The organism is Bacillus sp. FSL W8-0223, assembly GCF_038006805.1.
Taxonomy (GTDB): domain Bacteria; phylum Bacillota; class Bacilli; order Bacillales; family DSM-4216; genus Bacillus_O; species Bacillus_O smithii.
Genome location: NZ_JBBOVX010000001.1, coordinates 1,662,212 through 1,679,716, shown reverse-complemented (window position 1 = coordinate 1,679,716; position 17,505 = coordinate 1,662,212). Strand labels below are relative to the sequence as shown.

The following is a 17,505-nucleotide window of genomic DNA, read 5'->3' as shown; positions in this document are numbered from 1 at the left end:
GAAAAACTAATTAAACCTAACATAATAGCAAAAATTTCGTGCATAAAAATGGCAAGTAAAAACAAGATTTTTTTTATTTTATAATTACTCAACTTTCGCACACAGAAATATGGAGACAGTCCTTGATATAACGAGGTAAAGAAGTAATCCAATTGGACAGTTGACACTGAAAAATGTCCATACTCAAATAAACCTTAGCTTCAGCCAAAGTTTGGAAAAGAGAAATCAATTGTAGTAAAGCCGTTTTAAAGTCCATCTCCTTTACTTCGTCACATAGAAACAAGAATAAGTTGCCCATGGTCTTCGGATCCTCTTCTTTCCGAAGTTGCCAAGCAATCAAGATATACCGAGTGAAGACAATGGTAGTATGGCTAATCATCATGTCATAGGAACGACCTTGAAACTCTTTGGCTAAATGTAAAAACGATTTACTGAATTTAAAAAAGGTTTCAATGTCCCAACGCATCCCATAGATTCGAACGATTTCTTCATTAGACAGCGTGGTATCTGTACTCAAAATGGCTAGCCATTCACTTTGGTTGTTTCGATTCCGCACAAACACGATTTTCACTGGTAAACCCGTATGAAGGGTTGCGTGAATCGAGCCGAGTGTTTCTTTTTTGCCAATGTCTCGTTTCGCTTTTCGATACAGTTGTTCCAAGGTTAAACGTTCTCCGTTGAAAAGATACCGTTGTTTCAGCTGTTTGACCATACCAATGACAAAAAGGCCTTTGGAGTGAATCTTCTCCACCAACGGGGCATGAGTAAACCATGTATCCATGAGCACATAATCAGCGAAAATTCCTTTATCCAATGCATGTTCTACTAATTTCAACACCATGTTTGGTTTTGCTTCCAATGCCTCGAGCCGTCGTTTGTAGCCTGTGGTTCGTTTATCAATGGACGAATGGATTTCGTTCAAGCGATTCTTTTGGTTCGCTGAACTCAAAAGAGCGAAATCGATAGGTACAAATGTAAAGCCATCGGACCATCCGAGCGTTAATAGTTGAAAACCATTGACAAACTGACGAGTGGAATGATCGAATACTTTAGCTAGAAGCTCAACCGATTTACTACGGTTACGAGAATAAATCGAATCGTCTACAATAAACACGGTAACACGGCGCTTCGAAATCGTTTGTTTCACACGACGAATCACTTCGGAGCTCAGAGATAGTAAAAAGGTTCTCCAGTTATACGTAGACGAGTTCAAAAAACGATAAATGGTATCTTTTCCTGGTAAATCGGCAGCCTTTTTGCTTTGTAAGGCGTGGTACCAGTTTCTGTATTGAAAAACAAGAAGAAATAATAGTTGAAAAATCGATAAACAAGAATAACCACAAGCCTTGATAATTCCTGCTTTTCTTAAATGATTACCAATTTGTAATTCAGAAAATCCGTCTTTTATTTCTTTTGGTAATTGCGCAAAATACTCTTTTTTCGTTATCATAATGGTGACACCTTTCTTTCTTTGGTTTTTTTGGTTTGGTCACCAATAGTTTACCAAAAGAAAGAGGTGTCTTTTTGTTTTTTAGACGAATTTTTTCAGTGTCAAGTGAATATGAGATACCCAAAGAAACCTATCAAATCAAGGATTATTCATAAATTTTTCACTGCGAAAGTTGAGTAATTAGAAAATAATCCACAAAATAGTAATAATTGCAAAACGATTGTTCCCCAAGTAGGTATAATAATTAACCAACTTTCCGCAATTGGTTCAATAAGGGTCATAAGTTTTGGATTTACTCCAAACATTGGGTCATTGATATAGTAGTAAACAGCTGTTCCATTAACCCATTCTGCATTAAACAGTTTTGCAATACTAGAATGTAAATATAAAATAGCAATTTGAAGTTGGATAACGAAGATAGCTGCCCAAGCAATCGCATTAGCAACTTTTGATTCTTCTACTGAAGTTTTTCTTTCCCAATGCCATTTTCTTTTATCTCCTAAAGTAATAGGAAGTAATAAAAAGGTTAATACACTAATAACTTGATCTCCACCATCTAGTGTTGTCATTGAGTTTTGGATACTAAATGCAATCCACCAATGTATTATCCCTGTGATTCTTGGTCTCCACCCTGACGCTACCAGTAGTAATAAGAAAATCACAATAATTTTAACGGTTGGTAAGAACTCTACAGGTAAAATACAAAATGCACTTATACGACTAATGCCAGTGGAGCAAAATGGATATTCTTCAATCCCTGCCACGGGTTTGAATAGTGTACTCACTTCATTAAACATAAGAGTCATAATAGAGGAAAGTGCTAAAATGGTTCTTGCTAAACCATAAACATTGGTAAATGGAGATCCAAGGTTATTTAGTTGGTTTACAGTTGATTCCTTTATGTTTTGGAACATTTTAATTCTACCTTCACCATTTTCATAGTTTTATAATTTCTTTCTATACTAGAACTCCAAGACCATGGCATTGGTTCCTTGATTGTAATAATATGTACTCCGCAAAGGGTTGGTTCAGGTGTTTTGTTTATAATTTCAATTGGCTTAACATCCTCTATCTCTTTAATACAATATTTTATATCATATTTTGAACATTCTTTAAATTCAGACCCTTGTATTTCTTGTAGAAACATCCCAATTTCTGTTCCTTGTGCTCTACCTTCTCTACTAATCCCAAATAGGTTTGAAACTCTCATATTTGGCCATTTTACTGACTTTTCTCCATCTAAAGAATAGACATCCAAGTATTCATCTCTAGGACTTTTGCTGAAGAACCCCCATCCTTGTGGCATTATTTGCGAAATCACAAGTTTATAATCACTTTTTATATTAATAGGATTTGGTGGTAAGGCAGCAATAATAGAAAGTACAAAAATCGATAACAAGATAAACAGAGTAATATAGAAAGACATTACAGTATTATTCTTAATTTCCTGATTCATGACCTTATTAAAATTCCCTCTATCTTTCTTTATATTTGTTACTTAAATGTTTTTAATATCACAAGTTTCTTCTGAGCAATTGCCTATTGGTACAATTTTTCTTGTGCTTGCTATATAATTATAAACATAATGACCGAATCCGAAATAACTTGATAATTTAATTGGAATGTAAAAGATGGTCAGCAAGGGAATTCTAGCGATGATTGAAGCAATTGCATCAATTCCAGTTGCAATCTTTCCATTATTAATATTTATACAATGCATTTCTTTTTCTAATTTCTGTATGGGAATGTTTATTATTCTTGAATCATCACGTATGGTTTGGAATTCAATAAGACGTAACCAATTAAGACGTTGTATATTTTCTTTCATACTCACACAGAGAGGACACCAACTATCATAAAGGACAATAATTTTAGACATAATTAATTCACCTTATTTCATATTTTGTATTCATTTAAAAATAGACTCTAATTAAAGTGAAAAACGTTAAAAGCACAATGATTCCAATTAATATCCATGAAGACCAGTCACCCAGATATTCCATTAGAAAAGGGAAAATTATTATAATAATCCCAAGAGTAATCGAATATATTCCCATCACTCTTGCTAATTTATTCTTATCTCCTTTATATTGTTTTTCATCATACCCGGCAATTAATTTCAATTTCTTTTTTCTCCAAATAAGCCAACCAACAAGAATGAATAATAAACCAGTAATAATACAAATAACAATAGCAGTAGAGAAATCTGTATTTAAGGACATATTTCACCTCCGTAATAAATGGACATTTTTGGAATGATTTTTCCGAATGTTTAATTATAAACTCAACTTTCGCACACAGAAATATGAAGACAGTCCTTGATATAACGAGGTAAAGAAGTAATCCAATTGGACATTTGACACTGAAAAATGTCCATACTCAAATAAACCTTAGCTTCAGCCAAAGTTTGGAAAAGAGAAATCAATTGTAGTAAAGCCGTTTTAAAGTCCATCTCCTTTACTTCGTCACATAGAAACAAGAATAAGTTGCCCATGGTCTTCGGATCCTCTTCTTTCCGAAGTTGCCAAGCAATCAAGATATACCGAGTGAAGACAATGGTAGTATGGCTAATCATCATGTCATAGGAACGACCTTGAAACTCTTTGGCTAAATGTAAAAACGATTTACTGAATTTAAAAAAGGTTTCAATGTCCCAACGCATCCCATAGATTCGAACGATTTCTTCATTAGACAGCGTGGTATCTGTACTCAAAATGGCTAGCCATTCACTTTGGTTGTTTCGATTCCGCACAAACACGATTTTCACTGGTAAACCCGTATGAAGGGTTGCGTGAATCGAGCCGAGTGTTTCTTTTTTGCCAATGTCTCGTTTCGCTTTTCGATACAGTTGTTCCAAGGTTAAACGTTCTCCGTTGAAAAGATACCGTTGTTTCAGCTGTTTGACCATACCAATGACAAAAAGGCCTTTGGAGTGAATCTTCTCCACCAACGGGGCATGAGTAAACCATGTATCCATGAGCACATAATCAGCGAAAATTCCTTTATCCAATGCATGTTCTACTAATTTCAACACCATGTTTGGTTTTGCTTCCAATGCCTCGAGCCGTCGTTTGTAGCCTGTGGTTCGTTTATCAATGGACGAATGGATTTCGTTCAAGCGATTCTTTTGGTTCGCTGAACTCAAAAGAGCGAAATCGATAGGTACAAATGTAAAGCCATCGGACCATCCGAGCGTTAATAGTTGAAAACCATTGACAAACTGACGAGTGGAATGATCGAATACTTTAGCTAGAAGCTCAACCGATTTACTACGGTTACGAGAATAAATCGAATCGTCTACAATAAACACGGTAACACGGCGCTTCGAAATCGTTTGTTTCACACGACGAATCACTTCGGAGCTCAGAGATAGTAAAAAGGTTCTCCAGTTATACGTAGACGAGTTCAAAAAACGATAAATGGTATCTTTTCCTGGTAAATCGGCAGCCTTTTTGCTTTGTAAGGCGTGGTACCAGTTTCTGTATTGAAAAACAAGAAGAAATAATAGTTGAAAAATCGATAAACAAGAATAACCACAAGCCTTGATAATTCCTGCTTTTCTTAAATGATTACCAATTTGTAATTCAGAAAATCCGTCTTTTATTTCTTTTGGTAATTGCGCAAAATACTCTTTTTTCGTTATCATAATGGTGACACCTTTCTTTCTTTGGTTTTTGGTTTGGTCACCAATAGTTTACCAAAAGAAAGAGGTGTCTTTTTGTTTTTTAGACGAATTTTTTCAGTGTCAAGTGAATATGAGATACCCAAAGAAACCTATCAAATCAAGGATTATTCATAAATTTTTCACTGCGAAAGTTGAGTTAATAAATATTCTAAACATAGTTTTAATTTGTCCATTAAGGAACAATCAAGATCCATTACAGCATCTGATATTTCATTGAATTTTTCCACGACGGTTTCCATTGTGGCTAAAAATAACTCTTTTTTTGTTTTAAAGTAAAGGTAAATAGATCCCTTGCCAATTCCAGAAAGTGCTGCTATTTCATTTATATTTGCAGCATCATAGCCCTTTTCAGCAAATTCTTTGGCTGCAATCTCAATAATCTTCTGTCGCTTTAGTTTCTTTGGATCATCCAATTTAATTTCCCTTTCTTAGAGGTGACCGGTCACCCATATTTAATATAAACAAAAAAATACAAAAGTCAAAGAATTATCAAAATATTTTATCATTGTATTCTTCTTCCCGCTGTTATTTCAGCACCTGTAAATTATTTTGATTTACATCATCTTGGAGATGAACGTATTTATTTCCAAAAAACAAACATGTTGAAAATAGCTGCTAGAGTGCAGCTATTTTTATGGAATAACCGTTTCCTTTAATTAATACGGTCATTTTGTGTTGCTATGATTTTCATTAAAGGCTATGCTGACCTTTATTCTCTTCCTAGCAGCTCACATAGACATCACAGATCTTTTGATAAACGTATCATATCTTTGCATTGTATACCGTTTTCAAATATTTCCTCAGAATAATGTCGAATGAAGAAATCCCTATCTATTCCCGTTATTCTAAAGCCACATTTTTGATAAAGGATAAGTGGTGCTATACTTGAATTTCCGGTACCTATTTCCATAGTTTTGTACCCTTGATTTTTCGCATTTTGTTCAGCGTGCTGGACTAACTGTTTTCCAGTCCCATTCCCTTGGTTCTCTTTTTTAACGGCAATATTGACTAACTCAACTGTTCCTGGTCTTGTAGGCAATAATATATAGACTCCGATGATTTGTCCATTATCTTCTGCTACAAAGCATTGACCTCTTGTTGCATATTCTTTAACCAAATCTTTAGCGGGATCTGCTAACAATAGTAAATCCATTGGAGGGGATTCGTTTGAATTCAATTTTCTAATCTTCACGACAATCTACCTTTCTTAAGAAGCGAAACCAAATTTTTAAGCAAGGTTACTGTGGATTCACAGTAAGAAAATTCTCATCCTTTAGATTATCAATATCGATCCCATCACAATTGATAGTTTCGGGAAAGTTTAGACTTTTCAAGAGTTAGATAATCGACTGTTTAAACGGATCTTTCTCTTGCGTTTTCCATTCTCTAGCTAATAGGCTATAAACGATGTGGTCTACAAAATGGTCATAAAGCCATTCAGCCTCCCTGAACGTCCCTTCCTTAGAAAAACCTAATCTTTCTGGGATGGCTCGACTTTTGGAATTCAAAACTGCACATCTTATTTCTACTCTGTTTAAATGTAAGTCGTTGAAAATATGATGGATCATGGCTATACATGCTTTGGTCATCAAACCACGGCCTTGAAATGGTTCTCCTAACCAATATCCTATGCTTGTTTTCTTGTTGGACCAATCAATAAAATGTAATCCGATTATCCCCGCCAACTGACCGTTGTACCAAATACCTGCATCCATTCCATTTTTCGAAGCAAATTTTTTCTTTGACAACTCAATGAAAGAAATCGTATCTTCTACCGCTTTGGTCGAGTCAACCCAAGGAAGCCATTCTCTAAGGTATGTTCTGCAAGAATCCGTGAGGTTAAATAATGGTTCGGCATCCTGTTCTTCGAGTAATTTGAGATAAGTTTGATCGTCAATTGGAAGTCTAAGCATGATCGTCCTCCACTATTTATCTGCTAATCATCTGTTAAAATGAAATTTTCTAACATTTTAACATAAAAATAGAAATGATAATGTGAAAATTCGTATTTTTTGTTGCAAGTATAATTCAGATCACATCATGAATTCTCTGCTTGTCCCCCATTTCAGCATCTCTCTTCACGATTCTTCTCGGCTCTCAAAAATGAACCGCAGTAAAAAGGGAGGCCTATTCGCAGTTTAAAAACTCTTAAATATCAGCCCTTTAGTATGTTTAATACGGAGAAAATACAACTTCTCCTTTTACCACTTCCTGCCCGTTTTGATTTATAGCTTGAACATGAAAACGCAGTTGATTCTCATTTTTTTCTTTTAGAGTAGCTTTTAAAGTAATAATATCGTTAAGAAAGACCATTCTTTTAAACCGGACCGAATAATCTTGTATAAACCCATCTTCATAATAAGGAGTAAAAAGCTTTGCGAGATTTCCCATTGTCCACATACCGTGTGCGATAATTCCCGGCAAACCGGCTTTTTTCGCTTCTTCATCAATGGTATGAATAGGATTGTAATCTCCGGAAGCCCCGGCATATTTAATTAAATCAAGCCGCGTAACGGGAGGAAGCTGTACCTCTTCCAGTGAATCTCCCACCTGCAATTTTATGAGCTCTTTCATTCGATCATCGCCTTTCTAACTGTTTCGGTTATGATGATAGTTTGTGTGGTAGTAAAAATGATTTCACCGGACGGTTCTTCTCCGTAGCCTTTTATAACCAAAAATCCTAACTGATCGTTGCTTCCTTTTTTCTCATAGTACTTTTCCACTTTCGAGTAGCAATAAATTTCTTCTTCAACAAAAAGAGGCCGCTCATAATGAAAAGTCTGCTCTCCGTGAATAAGCCCTTTGCTTGGAAGTTTCAATCCGTCCACCACGCCGTAATCCAAGACCTTTGGAAACGTTGGCGGAGCAATATTATTTTTATATCTGGATTTTTTTCCAATTTCCTCATCCCAATAGATTGGATTTGGATCGCCTATGGCTTCTGCAAATTTTTTGACAACGCTTCTTTCAATTTTATTCTTCACCTTTTCAGAATATTTTCCGATTTGTTCCGCAAACATTTAAAGTCGCTCCTTCCTCTCAATTTTTTGGACCTCCCGCTACATATAAAACTTGGCCGTTGATAAAGGAAGAATTCTCGTCTGCAAAGAAAGCGACAGCATGCGCAATGTCGAAAGGCTTTCCGCTTCTTCCAACCGGTATTTGTGAAACGCTGTGATGAACAAATTCCTCAAATGATAAACCAAGTCGTCTTGCTGTCTCTTTTGTCATATCTGTTTCGATAAATCCAGGAGCTACCGCATTAGTCGTAATGCCAAATTTTCCAAGTTCAATGGCCAATGTTTTTGTAAATCCTTGCAGTCCCGCTTTTGCTGCGGCATAATTGGCCTGACCTCGGTTTCCGAGAGCCGAAGTGGACGAAATGTTGATGATGCGACCATATCGTTTCTCTACCATATATTTTTGAACAGCACGAGCGCAATGAAAGGATCCCTTTAAATGAACATCCATCACGGTTTCCCAATCAGAGTCTGTCATTTTGAAAAGCAGGTTATCCCGAATCACTCCTGCGTTATTGACAAGAATATCAATCGAGCCAAACGTGTCGACTGTTTTTTTCGTAAAGTCTTCCACCTGCGATGCATCAGTGACATTTGCCACTCTCGTATAAATGTCAAATCCTTTTGCTTTTAATTCAGCAGCCGTTTGACTTAACGCTTCTTCATTCAAATCCATAATGGCTACTTTTGCTCCTTCTTCGGCAAAGAGCTCAGCGATCGCTCTTCCAATTCCGCGGCTTCCTCCTGTCACAATGGCTACTCTTCCTTTAAATCTTTCACCCATTTTTCATTCCAAGCTGCTAAAATCGTAAAAATTCGAATATGGCGATAGAACCAGCAAACATCGCCTGCCACTCAGGAAACACCGGGATTCCACCCTGTAGCTCACTGTTACCTTGGCACCTGTCGTGTACCATTCCTTCCAATTGCCAGTACACGACAAAGATTTTAGCAGCCAGGATTACACCCCCTTTTGTTCCATTTGATACTGGTTCAGCTAACAATTTGTGCAACATGTTCCATAATGACCATTCAAATTCCTGCTTGACAGATTCGATTTTCCTCTACAAATTTCCTTTTTAGGTCACCCTGAAAACAGGTCCGTAGTAAAAGACATAGTAAAAAGATCAGTTACGGATTTTATATAGTCTGTCTTTTTATAGTTCAATAGAACACTGGCAAAAGCTCATCGCGATCTAAATACCCCTCCGGAACGCTATCCGGAAGGGCTTTTTTCATCAACGAAAGCTTGTGATGACGTTAAATCCTTTTGTTTTATATTGTGTCATATTGTCAAATACCGTGTTTACCTCTTTCAAGTGGACTTCCCGTTCGATCAATCGTTTCGGATTCAGTCGTCCGGAAGAAATCAAGCTCAGTAATCCGCGATAATCCGGATGAGGATTTCCGAGACTTCCGACAAATTCAATTTCAGCTGCAGTAATGAGGTCAACAGGAAGCGAAACAAAACCTCCTTCTTCTGAGGTAGTTAACCCTACTTGAACATGTCTTCCTCCTTTTCTAAGAGATGAAACCGAATTTAACACGGTATCTTTAATCCCTAAAGCATCTAATCCGACATGGGCACCGCCTTTGGTTATTTCTTTTATCGCTTCGGAAACGCTTTCTTTTCTGGCATTGACTGTGGCGACAGCGCCTTCCTGCTTAGCAATTTCAAGTTTTTGATCATCAATATCGACTGCAATGACTTGTGCCCCTAAAGCATTAGCCACCTGAATGGCAGAAAGTCCTACCCCTCCTGCTCCATGTACAGCGACCCAATCACCGGGTTTGACATTGCCTCTTACGATACCGTGATAGCCTGTCATGTAACGGCAGCCCACTGCAGCTGCTGTCAAACTGTCCACATTGTCAGGGAGCCTGATCAGGTTAAAATCCGCGTTGCGAATTAAAATATATTCCGCATATCCGCCTTCAAGTCCAGACACCAATCCGTAAATTTGAAGATCTTCGCATAAATTCGGCACCCCTTTTTTGCAGTATTCACATCGCCCACAGGCAGAATGGAACGGAACGGTGACACGATCTCCCGGGCGAAATGACTTCACATCTTTCCCGACTTCTTCCACTATCCCTCCAAATTCATGCCCAGGAGTAATGGGTAATTCCGGAGACAAACCAATCCACGACCAATCGCCTTGCCAAGCATGCCAGTCACTGCGGCATACTCCACACGCTTCGATTTTAATCACCGCGTCTTCTGGCCCCGGTTTAGGATCCGACACAGTTTGAATTTCCAACGGTTTTTTATGATGAATAATTTTCGCTGCTTTCATCATCATTTCCCCCTTATAATGAAAGACTTGTGTATTTCTGATTTTCTCTACATTTTTGGCAATAAAGTAAATACTTCTGAATCGCTATGGATTTGGATGAGCCCATTTAATAACGGCAGAAGATAGGTCACAGGATGAGAGGCTATAACAGTGTGACATCGAGCAATAAACATTCATTCCTGTACACGCAGGCATTTGTCTTTTCAGTCATTGTTGTACAGTACTTTCTTTCAAGAAAGACATAAGGAAACGCTTTCAAAATAGACCGTCAAATGATGAAATCTCCGAAAATGTTAAAGCCTTCATTTCCAAAAAGTGTTTTTATTCTCCTAAGCATTCTACTCGTTTTTTATTAGGAGAGCATCCATACTTTTGTAATTATTTATATTTTATAGTGAAACAAAATATGAATTTTTTCTGTCTTCCGTCTTGTCCTTCATATTTATCCCTTACTTCTCGTATAATGTGCTGCCTAACTCAAAAAAAAATATAGAAGGAATTCTCGGATTGACCCAAAATTTTAGAAAACAGAGAATGATAACTAATGTTTAGAGGATTGAAACGCGTCCTATATCTATTTATAAAAAAAGAAGGTTTCAGGATGAGGGAAGAAATCTAGAATTTGCTTGAAGTTAAGTAGGTCGGATTTTTCAAAGAGACGATTGCAGAAAGCGTTTCTTAGTATATTGGATAAGCTTTCGAGATTGCATTTACATGTGTCGACTTTCATTTTAACTGAATTCGAAATTTCCCATTTGGAAAAAACACTAAAAAATCGTTTGAAAGAAAATATCCCTTGCCAGTAAGCAAGGGATATTTTAACCTCTATTTTTAACGGAACTCATAGACCTTTATTGTAATGCAGCTTCTAGATCTTCAAGCAAATCCTCGATGTCTTCAATTCCGACTGAAATGCGGATCAATCCATCTTCAATGCCGAGTTCAAGGCGACGTTCGCGTGGAATCGAGGCATGCGTCATAAGTGAAGGAATCGAAATTAAACTTTCTACTGCCCCAAGACTTTCAGCCAACGTAAAGTAGCGTGTCTTTTTCAATACATCCAGCGCTTTTTCTTGAGATTCTACAGTAAAGGAAATCATTCCGCCAAATCCGGCAGATTGTGAACGGTGAATTTCGTGTCCTGGATGGGTTTCAAGACCCGGATAGTACACTTTTTCAACTTGTGGATGGTTTTGTAAAAATTCCACGATTCTTTTGGTGTTCTGTTCGATTTCCTCCATGCGGACACCTAATGTTTTGATGCCGCGCATCAGAAGCCAGCTGTCTTGTGGTCCAAGAATTCCACCTGTTGAATTCTGAATAAAATGAATATCTTCTGCCAGTTTTTCATCTTTTACAACAATAAGACCGGCTACGACATCACTATGTCCTCCAAGATATTTGGTTGCGCTGTGAACGACGATATCAGCCCCAAGTGTCAATGGATTTTGCCAATAAGGAGTGCTGAATGTATTGTCTACGATAAACGTTAATTGATGTTCTTTCGCAATTTTACTAATGGCTTTCAAATCGGTGATTTTCAAAAGCGGATTGGTTGGCGTTTCTACATAAATCGCTTTTGTATTCGGTTGAATCGCTTCTTTCACTGCATCCAGATTACTTGTATCCACAAAAGTAACATCGATGTTGAAACGATTTAACACTTTCGTCATGACGCGGAACGTTCCACCGTACACATCATCTGTAGCAATGACATGGTCGCCGGCGGAAAATAATTGAATGGCTGCGGTAATGGCCGCCATTCCAGAACTGAACGCAAATCCATGCGTTCCTTCTTCAATATCGGCAATTAATTTTTCCAACGCTTCACGAGTCGGGTTTCCCGTTCTGGAGTATTCATATTTAAAATTACCTACTCCATCTTGTTTGTATGTGCTCACTTGATAAATAGGCGTCGAAACCGCACCAGTATACGGATCACGACTAATACCACCGTGAATAAATTTTGTTTTCTTACGCATGTTAAAACTCCTTTAAAAGAAAATAAATGAAAATCTTTTATTCATTGTTTGAAAATGAATAAATTCCACTACTTAAATAACGCTCACTGCTGTCTGGAAAAATGGTGACAATATTGGTCCCTGGTTTCGCTATTTCCGCTTCTTTCAGACTGGCTTCAAGCGCTGCACCTGAAGAGCTTCCTACAAGTAATCCTTCTTTCCGAGCTACTTCGGCCAAACGGAAAAAGGCGTCCTCATCAGGAATTGTATGAATGGCATCGAAGTACTTTTTATCGATAAACGGCGGGAGAAATTCCATGCCGATTCCTTCTGTACGATGGCTTCCGGGTTCTCCCCCATTTAGTATCGAGCCCTCCGGCTCTACAATCACCGTTTTTATTTGAGGATTTTTTTCTTTTAAGTAACGAGCCGTTCCCATAAAAGTGCCGCCTGAACCGGCGCCCGCAACAAACACATCAACATGGCCATCTAAAGCATCGTATATTTCTGGACCGAGGCTTTCATAATACGTATCAGGGTTGGAAAAATTTTGAAACTGTCCCGGATAAAAAGAATTAGGCGTTGTTTCCAACAATTCTTTTGCTTTCTCAATTGCCCCTTCCATTCCAAGAGACGTAGGCGTATTGATAACTTTTGCTCCGAGAGCTTTCATCAATGTTTGCTTTTCTATACTGAATTTCTCAGGTACGACAAATATTGCTTGTACACCAAATTGAATAGCTGCAAGAGCGAGACCAATTCCAGTGTTTCCAGCAGTCGGTTCAATAATGGTCCAACCTTTTTTTAGTTTACCTTCATGGAACGCACGCTTCAACAAATATTGCCCGAGACGATCTTTTACACTTCCGCCTGGATTGAGATATTCAAGTTTGGCAAACAGGCGTACACCTTCAGGCAAGGGATAAGAAGTGATTTCAACTAACGGTGTATTCCCAATAAGTTCAAACACATTTTTTGCGAATTTCATTTTTCATTCCCCATTTTAGGCAAAAACTTGTTTCCATTCATCACGTTTCGCTAACATTTTTCTTGCAATTTCTTTTGCCCCTTCTAATGAATGGCTTGCTGCCCAGCCGCATTGAACTTCATTGCAAGCCGGAACTTCTGTTGCTTTTAAAACATCTTTAAGTGTTTTTTCAATGATATCAAGAACTTCATCATAGTCATCATGATTGATAACAGTAAAATAAAAACCCGTTTGGCATCCCATCGGACTTATATCGACTATTTTATCAGAATAGTTGCGGCTGAATTCTGCCATCATATGTTCCAAAGAATGAAGTCCTGGCATATCCATGTGTTCTTTGTTCGGTTGGCAAAAACGAATATCGTATTTGCGAATGACATCTCCATGAATCCCCTCTTTAATACCTGCCAAACGAACATAAGGGGCTTTCACTTTTGTATGATCTAAATTAAAACTTTCAACGTTCATTTTCTTTTGTTCCGTCATGTTTATCATCTCCTTTTAATTTTGCATCCATTAGCCACACAAAGCGATTTAATTGCGTAAATGAAACGTTAAAACCATTTTCCTCAAATAAATTCGTAAGTACAGGAATGGTCGTATAATATTCACGCTGCAAATCTTCAGCAAGACGATTGAAACCTTTTTTATAAGATTCCTGTATCATTTCTTGCTTATCCTCATCTGTGGCAAAAACGGTATCAGCAAATACAACACGGCCAAGCGGATTTAATCTTTGTCTGAATTTGGCAATCGCTTTTCTTTTTTCAACATCCGTTAAGTGGTGGAAAGCATACGTGCTCACAAAAGTATCGATTTTCTCTGTAACATCAAAATCAAGGAAATCACCATCTATAATTTTTACATTTGGAAGCTTATTTCGAGCGATTTTCCTCATATTGGAAGATGGTTCGATTCCAATTACATGCAAACCTTTTTGAACCAATTTAGTCGTTAAATTTCCTGTCCCAACTCCAAATTCTACAACAATACCTTTCGCTTTGTCAGCAACTGTTGAAAGAATCTCATCATATTTAGAAAATACTTCTACATATTCAGCATCTTGACCAGACACTGTTTGATCATAAGAATGGGACCATTCGTCAAATAGCTCATTAAATTCTCTGCCCAATCCCAATTCCTCCATATCCTATAAAATAAATCCGAATAACATGTTAACACTTCCCACTTCAAATCGCAATGAATACATATTGGTTTATTTTCTTCCAATATTAGACTCATACAGGATTTCGTATTGTTTTATAAATATGCTGAAAGAAAGGATTTGCGATTACCGATTTAAACTCCTTTTTTAATCAATAATGGGATGGTTAAAATTTGTTTACATAATATTATTATAGAAATCCAATAAAGTTTTCCCCACCGAAATTTCTAGACAAAAAAGAAAGCGCAACACCTCAAATGAAGTATTGCGTTCGAATAAAAAAACTGATTTAAAAAAGTGAATACTCAAATAAATCTATTTGCTTATCCCCCTGTAACCTTTCTTCTATTTTATAAGTAATTCATGTTCATCGGCACATTCACGTTCTATGTAGGCATATTTCCCATAAGCAGGTTTATCCGTCAATTTTTTAAGGGGAATGATCTCTGTTGGTTGAATATCCACTTCAAATCCCAATTTTTCACATAATTCATGTTGAATAGCCGATAAGATAGCTTCTCCAATTGGTTCAATGAACTGACATAAAAATTGTACTCGATTCCTTGAAGTTTTCATTTTCCACATAAATGGGACCCTACTAAGTGTATAAACAGCCTCTTGCAGTTCATAAAAGTTGACAGACTTGTTTTGATATTCGATAACATCTTCTTTTCGACCATAGTGGATCATGATCGGTTCCGTTTTTTTACAATCGCAATGTGCTCCATCCATTAATTGGATGATATCTTGATTAAAATATCTAAGCAGCGGCATCCCTTCTCTTGATGAAGAAATCACACAATTACCTGTCTTCCCAATTTCAACAGGGATTCCTGAATCATCTACTACTTCAATTAATACATTCGTATTGTCAAGATGATAATGTCCATTTTCACATGTCATAAACAGTCCGCCTGTCTCCGTACTACCAAACAACATGTGAACCGGAACACCCCACATGTTTTCAATGTATTTTTTTCTTGCCGGAGAAACAAGTTCACCTGCTAAAAGTAATGCCCTTAAACCTTGAGTCGGAAAATGAACCCCCATTTGCATACCGACATGGTACAATTTTTCAGCTTCGGATGGAAGCATGGTTAAAACAGTAGGATGAGTTCGTTGTATAATTTCGATCACACGCCGATCAGGAGTAACCATGCTTGCTTTATCGACGCCAATATGAACGGCCCCGGCATTTTGACACGCATCATATACAATAAATGAAGGGATGGCCAACGCAAAAGGAAACCGATTTAAAACGATATCCTGATCATTTAATTTTAGAGCAGATCGAAGAACGACTTGGGCTCCATGTTCGTGATCTTTATGGCTGTACCAACTTGGAGTAGGAGTACCCGTTGTTCCGCTCGTCTCATGATAAGTAGCCACTTGATGTAGTGGAACACCTAGTACATCATATGTATCCGCCTTTCTAAGATCCTCTTTCGTTGTAAAAGGAATGCTATTCCAATCTTCAAGATTGATATTTTTTAACTTGTTTTGATAAAGCTTGGATCGCATGGCCGCCTCAATGAATAGTTGATGTTTCATCGTCTATATCCCCCTTTTCATTTGAATGATTTATTTTTTGATACAAGCGTTGAGCGGTTGAAAGGCTCATTTTGGCTGATGTTATAAACTCTTCCAAAAGTTCTTTCATATTATTGATTTTTTTGACACCACCATTTTGAACTTTTCTGGTGAAATCAGTAATTTTTCTTATTTCTTCAGAGCCAGCTGAAAGTTCTTGAACAGCGGCCGATACTTCTGTAATTTGTTGTGAAACATCGTTTATATCTGATTGAATCACTTCAAAAGCGTGTTTGGCGTCATTAACGATACGCATCCCATTTGTCACTTCTTCTTTTCCTTCGTTCATATATTCCACAGATTTTGAAATATTTTCTTGGATTGTTGAAACAATTTCACTAATTTGACTCGTTGAAGAAGCCGCCTGTTCAGATAATTTTCTTACTTCATCTGCCACTACAGCAAATCCTTTTCCATGCTCTCCAGCACGTGCTGCTTCAATTGCCGCGTTTAACGCTAATAAGTTCGTTTGACTTGAAATATCCGTAATCGTTTTGACGATATTTCCGATCTCCCTAGAAAACTTAGACAAATCGGTAATAACATTTGAAAGATTTTCTACTTTTTGATGAATCGATCTCATTTGACCAATGACCGTATCAATAGCCCTAGATCCCTCTGCAACAGTTTGCAAGGTTGCCGTTGATGTATTGGATACGTTCTCCGCATTGGAAGCAATTTGTTGAATTCCGGATGAAATATCCATCATAGCTTCGGTACTTTTTTCTACATTTTTAGACTGAATCATAGCGCCTTCCAAAATATCCGAAGACATTTTGGAAAAATGATCAAATTCACTACTGATTGTCTGCAAAGAATCCATTAATTCTTTCACATCTTGCTCAATGCTTTTGATGAAAACGATCTGTTCATTATTTTCGGCGGGTGTATCTCGATTTTCATCATGAATTGAATGAGATTCAATCGGAATATTTCGATTCACGAAAACAATTGAAATCAGAATAAAAATAAAAGAAATTAAAATTGCGAATCCGATTAGCCAATCGAAAGAATGATCGGCGAAATAAAGCAATAAAAAAATTGTAGGCAAGAAAAAGGATGCACATAATAGCCCAATCACCTTAACCTTTATATTCATTTAATAGCTACTTCCTTTCTGTTTTGATGTGACGCATTATTTTACGTCTGATCACTTTAGCATTCATCTACCCAATTTTTGATTCATACTAGTTGTAAAAAACAGGGATGAAAGTACCCCAAAACTATTAAGTCCTTTATCCCATCCTCTATGATTATCAATCTATTCTCATTATTAATTTACAATTATATTATCGTACAAAGGTATGTTATTTTTATAGGTAAAATATCTTTTTTACAAAATTTCTGCT

General features: G+C 37.1%; 19 protein-coding genes. All 19 read right to left on the bottom strand.

The genetic code is table 11. The features are described 5' to 3' along the window. Positions 1–88 precede the first annotated feature (88 nt). The 19 genes from NST81_RS08245 to NST81_RS08155 all read right to left on the bottom strand — a co-directional run bounded on the left by NST81_RS08245 (position 89) and on the right by NST81_RS08155 (position 16,739). Positions 89–1,450 carry an IS4 family transposase gene (locus tag NST81_RS08245; protein ID WP_003353499.1) on the bottom strand — a complete coding sequence of 454 codons (1,362 nt, stop codon included), beginning with the start codon at positions 1,448–1,450 and terminating at the stop codon, positions 89–91. A 149-nt stretch (positions 1,451–1,599) separates the two neighbouring features. After that, positions 1,600–2,364, bottom strand: a complete 765-nt coding sequence (locus tag NST81_RS08240; protein WP_341029339.1) for a sporulation-delaying protein SdpB family protein — start codon at positions 2,362–2,364, stop codon at positions 1,600–1,602. Beyond that, a complete protein-coding gene (locus NST81_RS08235) occupies positions 2,349–2,906 on the bottom strand; it encodes an SdpA family antimicrobial peptide system protein (RefSeq protein WP_048623303.1) in 558 nt (185 codons plus the stop codon). The genes NST81_RS08240 and NST81_RS08235 overlap by 16 nt, the downstream gene beginning before the upstream one ends. A gap of 42 nt (positions 2,907–2,948) precedes the next feature. Further along, positions 2,949–3,329, bottom strand: coding sequence for a thiol-disulfide oxidoreductase DCC family protein (locus tag NST81_RS08230; protein ID WP_048623302.1), 381 nt, complete (start codon positions 3,327–3,329; stop codon positions 2,949–2,951). A 34-nt stretch (positions 3,330–3,363) separates the two neighbouring features. Next, the gene (locus NST81_RS08225) at positions 3,364–3,672 is read right to left on the bottom strand and encodes a DUF3784 domain-containing protein (protein WP_244878053.1); all 309 of its coding nucleotides are present in this window, start codon (positions 3,670–3,672) and stop codon (positions 3,364–3,366) included. Positions 3,673–3,734: 62 nt separating this feature from the next. Next, positions 3,735–5,096, bottom strand: coding sequence for an IS4 family transposase (locus NST81_RS08220; RefSeq protein ID WP_341029335.1), 1,362 nt, complete (start codon positions 5,094–5,096; stop codon positions 3,735–3,737). A gap of 158 nt (positions 5,097–5,254) precedes the next feature. After that, positions 5,255–5,548 carry a TetR/AcrR family transcriptional regulator gene (locus NST81_RS08215; RefSeq protein WP_048623301.1) on the bottom strand — a complete coding sequence of 98 codons (294 nt, stop codon included), beginning with the start codon at positions 5,546–5,548 and terminating at the stop codon, positions 5,255–5,257. A gap of 326 nt (positions 5,549–5,874) precedes the next feature. Further along, complete coding sequence (locus NST81_RS08210; RefSeq protein ID WP_048623300.1) at positions 5,875–6,327, bottom strand: GNAT family N-acetyltransferase; 453 nt, start codon at positions 6,325–6,327, stop codon at positions 5,875–5,877. Positions 6,328–6,472: 145 nt separating this feature from the next. Continuing rightward, complete coding sequence (locus NST81_RS08205; RefSeq protein ID WP_341029331.1) at positions 6,473–7,048, bottom strand: GNAT family N-acetyltransferase; 576 nt, start codon at positions 7,046–7,048, stop codon at positions 6,473–6,475. A 259-nt stretch (positions 7,049–7,307) separates the two neighbouring features. Next, positions 7,308–7,709 (bottom strand): MaoC family dehydratase, encoded by a 402-nt coding sequence (locus NST81_RS08200; protein WP_341029329.1) that lies wholly within the window; start codon positions 7,707–7,709, stop codon positions 7,308–7,310. Beyond that, the gene (locus tag NST81_RS08195; RefSeq protein WP_327805834.1) at positions 7,706–8,155 is read right to left on the bottom strand and encodes a MaoC family dehydratase N-terminal domain-containing protein; all 450 of its coding nucleotides are present in this window, start codon (positions 8,153–8,155) and stop codon (positions 7,706–7,708) included. The genes NST81_RS08200 and NST81_RS08195 overlap by 4 nt, the downstream gene beginning before the upstream one ends. 19 nt (positions 8,156–8,174) lie before the next feature. Then, the gene (locus NST81_RS08190; protein WP_270583928.1) at positions 8,175–8,939 is read right to left on the bottom strand and encodes a beta-ketoacyl-ACP reductase; all 765 of its coding nucleotides are present in this window, start codon (positions 8,937–8,939) and stop codon (positions 8,175–8,177) included. Positions 8,940–9,393: 454 nt separating this feature from the next. Then, positions 9,394–10,452, bottom strand: a complete 1,059-nt coding sequence (locus NST81_RS08185) for a zinc-dependent alcohol dehydrogenase family protein (RefSeq protein ID WP_341029324.1) — start codon at positions 10,450–10,452, stop codon at positions 9,394–9,396. Between the two features lie 851 nt (positions 10,453–11,303). Continuing rightward, positions 11,304–12,434, bottom strand: a complete 1,131-nt coding sequence (locus NST81_RS08180; protein ID WP_340396390.1) for a bifunctional cystathionine gamma-lyase/homocysteine desulfhydrase — start codon at positions 12,432–12,434, stop codon at positions 11,304–11,306. A gap of 37 nt (positions 12,435–12,471) precedes the next feature. Then, a complete protein-coding gene (locus NST81_RS08175) occupies positions 12,472–13,401 on the bottom strand; it encodes a PLP-dependent cysteine synthase family protein (RefSeq protein ID WP_327797686.1) in 930 nt (309 codons plus the stop codon). 15 nt (positions 13,402–13,416) lie between these two features. After that, positions 13,417–13,887, bottom strand: a complete 471-nt coding sequence (locus NST81_RS08170) for an S-ribosylhomocysteine lyase (RefSeq protein WP_048623280.1) — start codon at positions 13,885–13,887, stop codon at positions 13,417–13,419. Next, positions 13,859–14,533 carry a class I SAM-dependent DNA methyltransferase gene (locus tag NST81_RS08165; RefSeq protein ID WP_048623279.1) on the bottom strand — a complete coding sequence of 225 codons (675 nt, stop codon included), beginning with the start codon at positions 14,531–14,533 and terminating at the stop codon, positions 13,859–13,861. Before NST81_RS08165 ends, NST81_RS08170 begins: the two co-directional genes overlap by 29 nt. Positions 14,534–14,911: 378 nt before the next feature. Further along, on the bottom strand, positions 14,912–16,117 hold the full coding sequence (locus NST81_RS08160) for a phenylacetate--CoA ligase family protein (protein WP_327797688.1): 1,206 nt from the start codon (positions 16,115–16,117) through the stop codon (positions 14,912–14,914). Then, the gene (locus tag NST81_RS08155) at positions 16,095–16,739 is read right to left on the bottom strand and encodes a methyl-accepting chemotaxis protein (protein ID WP_371836629.1); all 645 of its coding nucleotides are present in this window, start codon (positions 16,737–16,739) and stop codon (positions 16,095–16,097) included. Before NST81_RS08155 ends, NST81_RS08160 begins: the two co-directional genes overlap by 23 nt. Positions 16,740–17,505: the final 766 nt, after the last annotated feature.

Coding starts and splice junctions, on each gene's coding strand:
- NST81_RS08240 (WP_341029339.1), bottom strand. CDS start 2,364: ATGTTCCAAAACATAAAGGAATCAACTGTAAACCAACTAAATAACCTT.
- NST81_RS08235 (WP_048623303.1), bottom strand. CDS start 2,906: ATGAATCAGGAAATTAAGAATAATACTGTAATGTCTTTCTATATTACT.
- NST81_RS08185 (WP_341029324.1), bottom strand. CDS start 10,452: ATGAAAGCAGCGAAAATTATTCATCATAAAAAACCGTTGGAAATTCAA.
- NST81_RS08225 (WP_244878053.1), bottom strand. CDS start 3,672: ATGTCCTTAAATACAGATTTCTCTACTGCTATTGTTATTTGTATTATT.
- NST81_RS08180 (WP_340396390.1), bottom strand. CDS start 12,434: ATGCGTAAGAAAACAAAATTTATTCACGGTGGTATTAGTCGTGATCCG.
- NST81_RS08170 (WP_048623280.1), bottom strand. CDS start 13,887: ATGACGGAACAAAAGAAAATGAACGTTGAAAGTTTTAATTTAGATCAT.
- NST81_RS08195 (WP_327805834.1), bottom strand. CDS start 8,155: ATGTTTGCGGAACAAATCGGAAAATATTCTGAAAAGGTGAAGAATAAA.
- NST81_RS08230 (WP_048623302.1), bottom strand. CDS start 3,329: ATGTCTAAAATTATTGTCCTTTATGATAGTTGGTGTCCTCTCTGTGTG.
- NST81_RS08160 (WP_327797688.1), bottom strand. CDS start 16,117: ATGAAACATCAACTATTCATTGAGGCGGCCATGCGATCCAAGCTTTAT.
- NST81_RS08175 (WP_327797686.1), bottom strand. CDS start 13,401: ATGAAATTCGCAAAAAATGTGTTTGAACTTATTGGGAATACACCGTTA.
- NST81_RS08190 (WP_270583928.1), bottom strand. CDS start 8,939: ATGGGTGAAAGATTTAAAGGAAGAGTAGCCATTGTGACAGGAGGAAGC.
- NST81_RS08200 (WP_341029329.1), bottom strand. CDS start 7,709: ATGAAAGAGCTCATAAAATTGCAGGTGGGAGATTCACTGGAAGAGGTA.
- NST81_RS08155 (WP_371836629.1), bottom strand. CDS start 16,739: ATGAGATCGATTCATCAAAAAGTAGAAAATCTTTCAAATGTTATTACC.
- NST81_RS08245 (WP_003353499.1), bottom strand. CDS start 1,450: ATGATAACGAAAAAAGAGTATTTTGCGCAATTACCAAAAGAAATAAAA.
- NST81_RS08220 (WP_341029335.1), bottom strand. CDS start 5,096: ATGATAACGAAAAAAGAGTATTTTGCGCAATTACCAAAAGAAATAAAA.
- NST81_RS08205 (WP_341029331.1), bottom strand. CDS start 7,048: ATGCTTAGACTTCCAATTGACGATCAAACTTATCTCAAATTACTCGAA.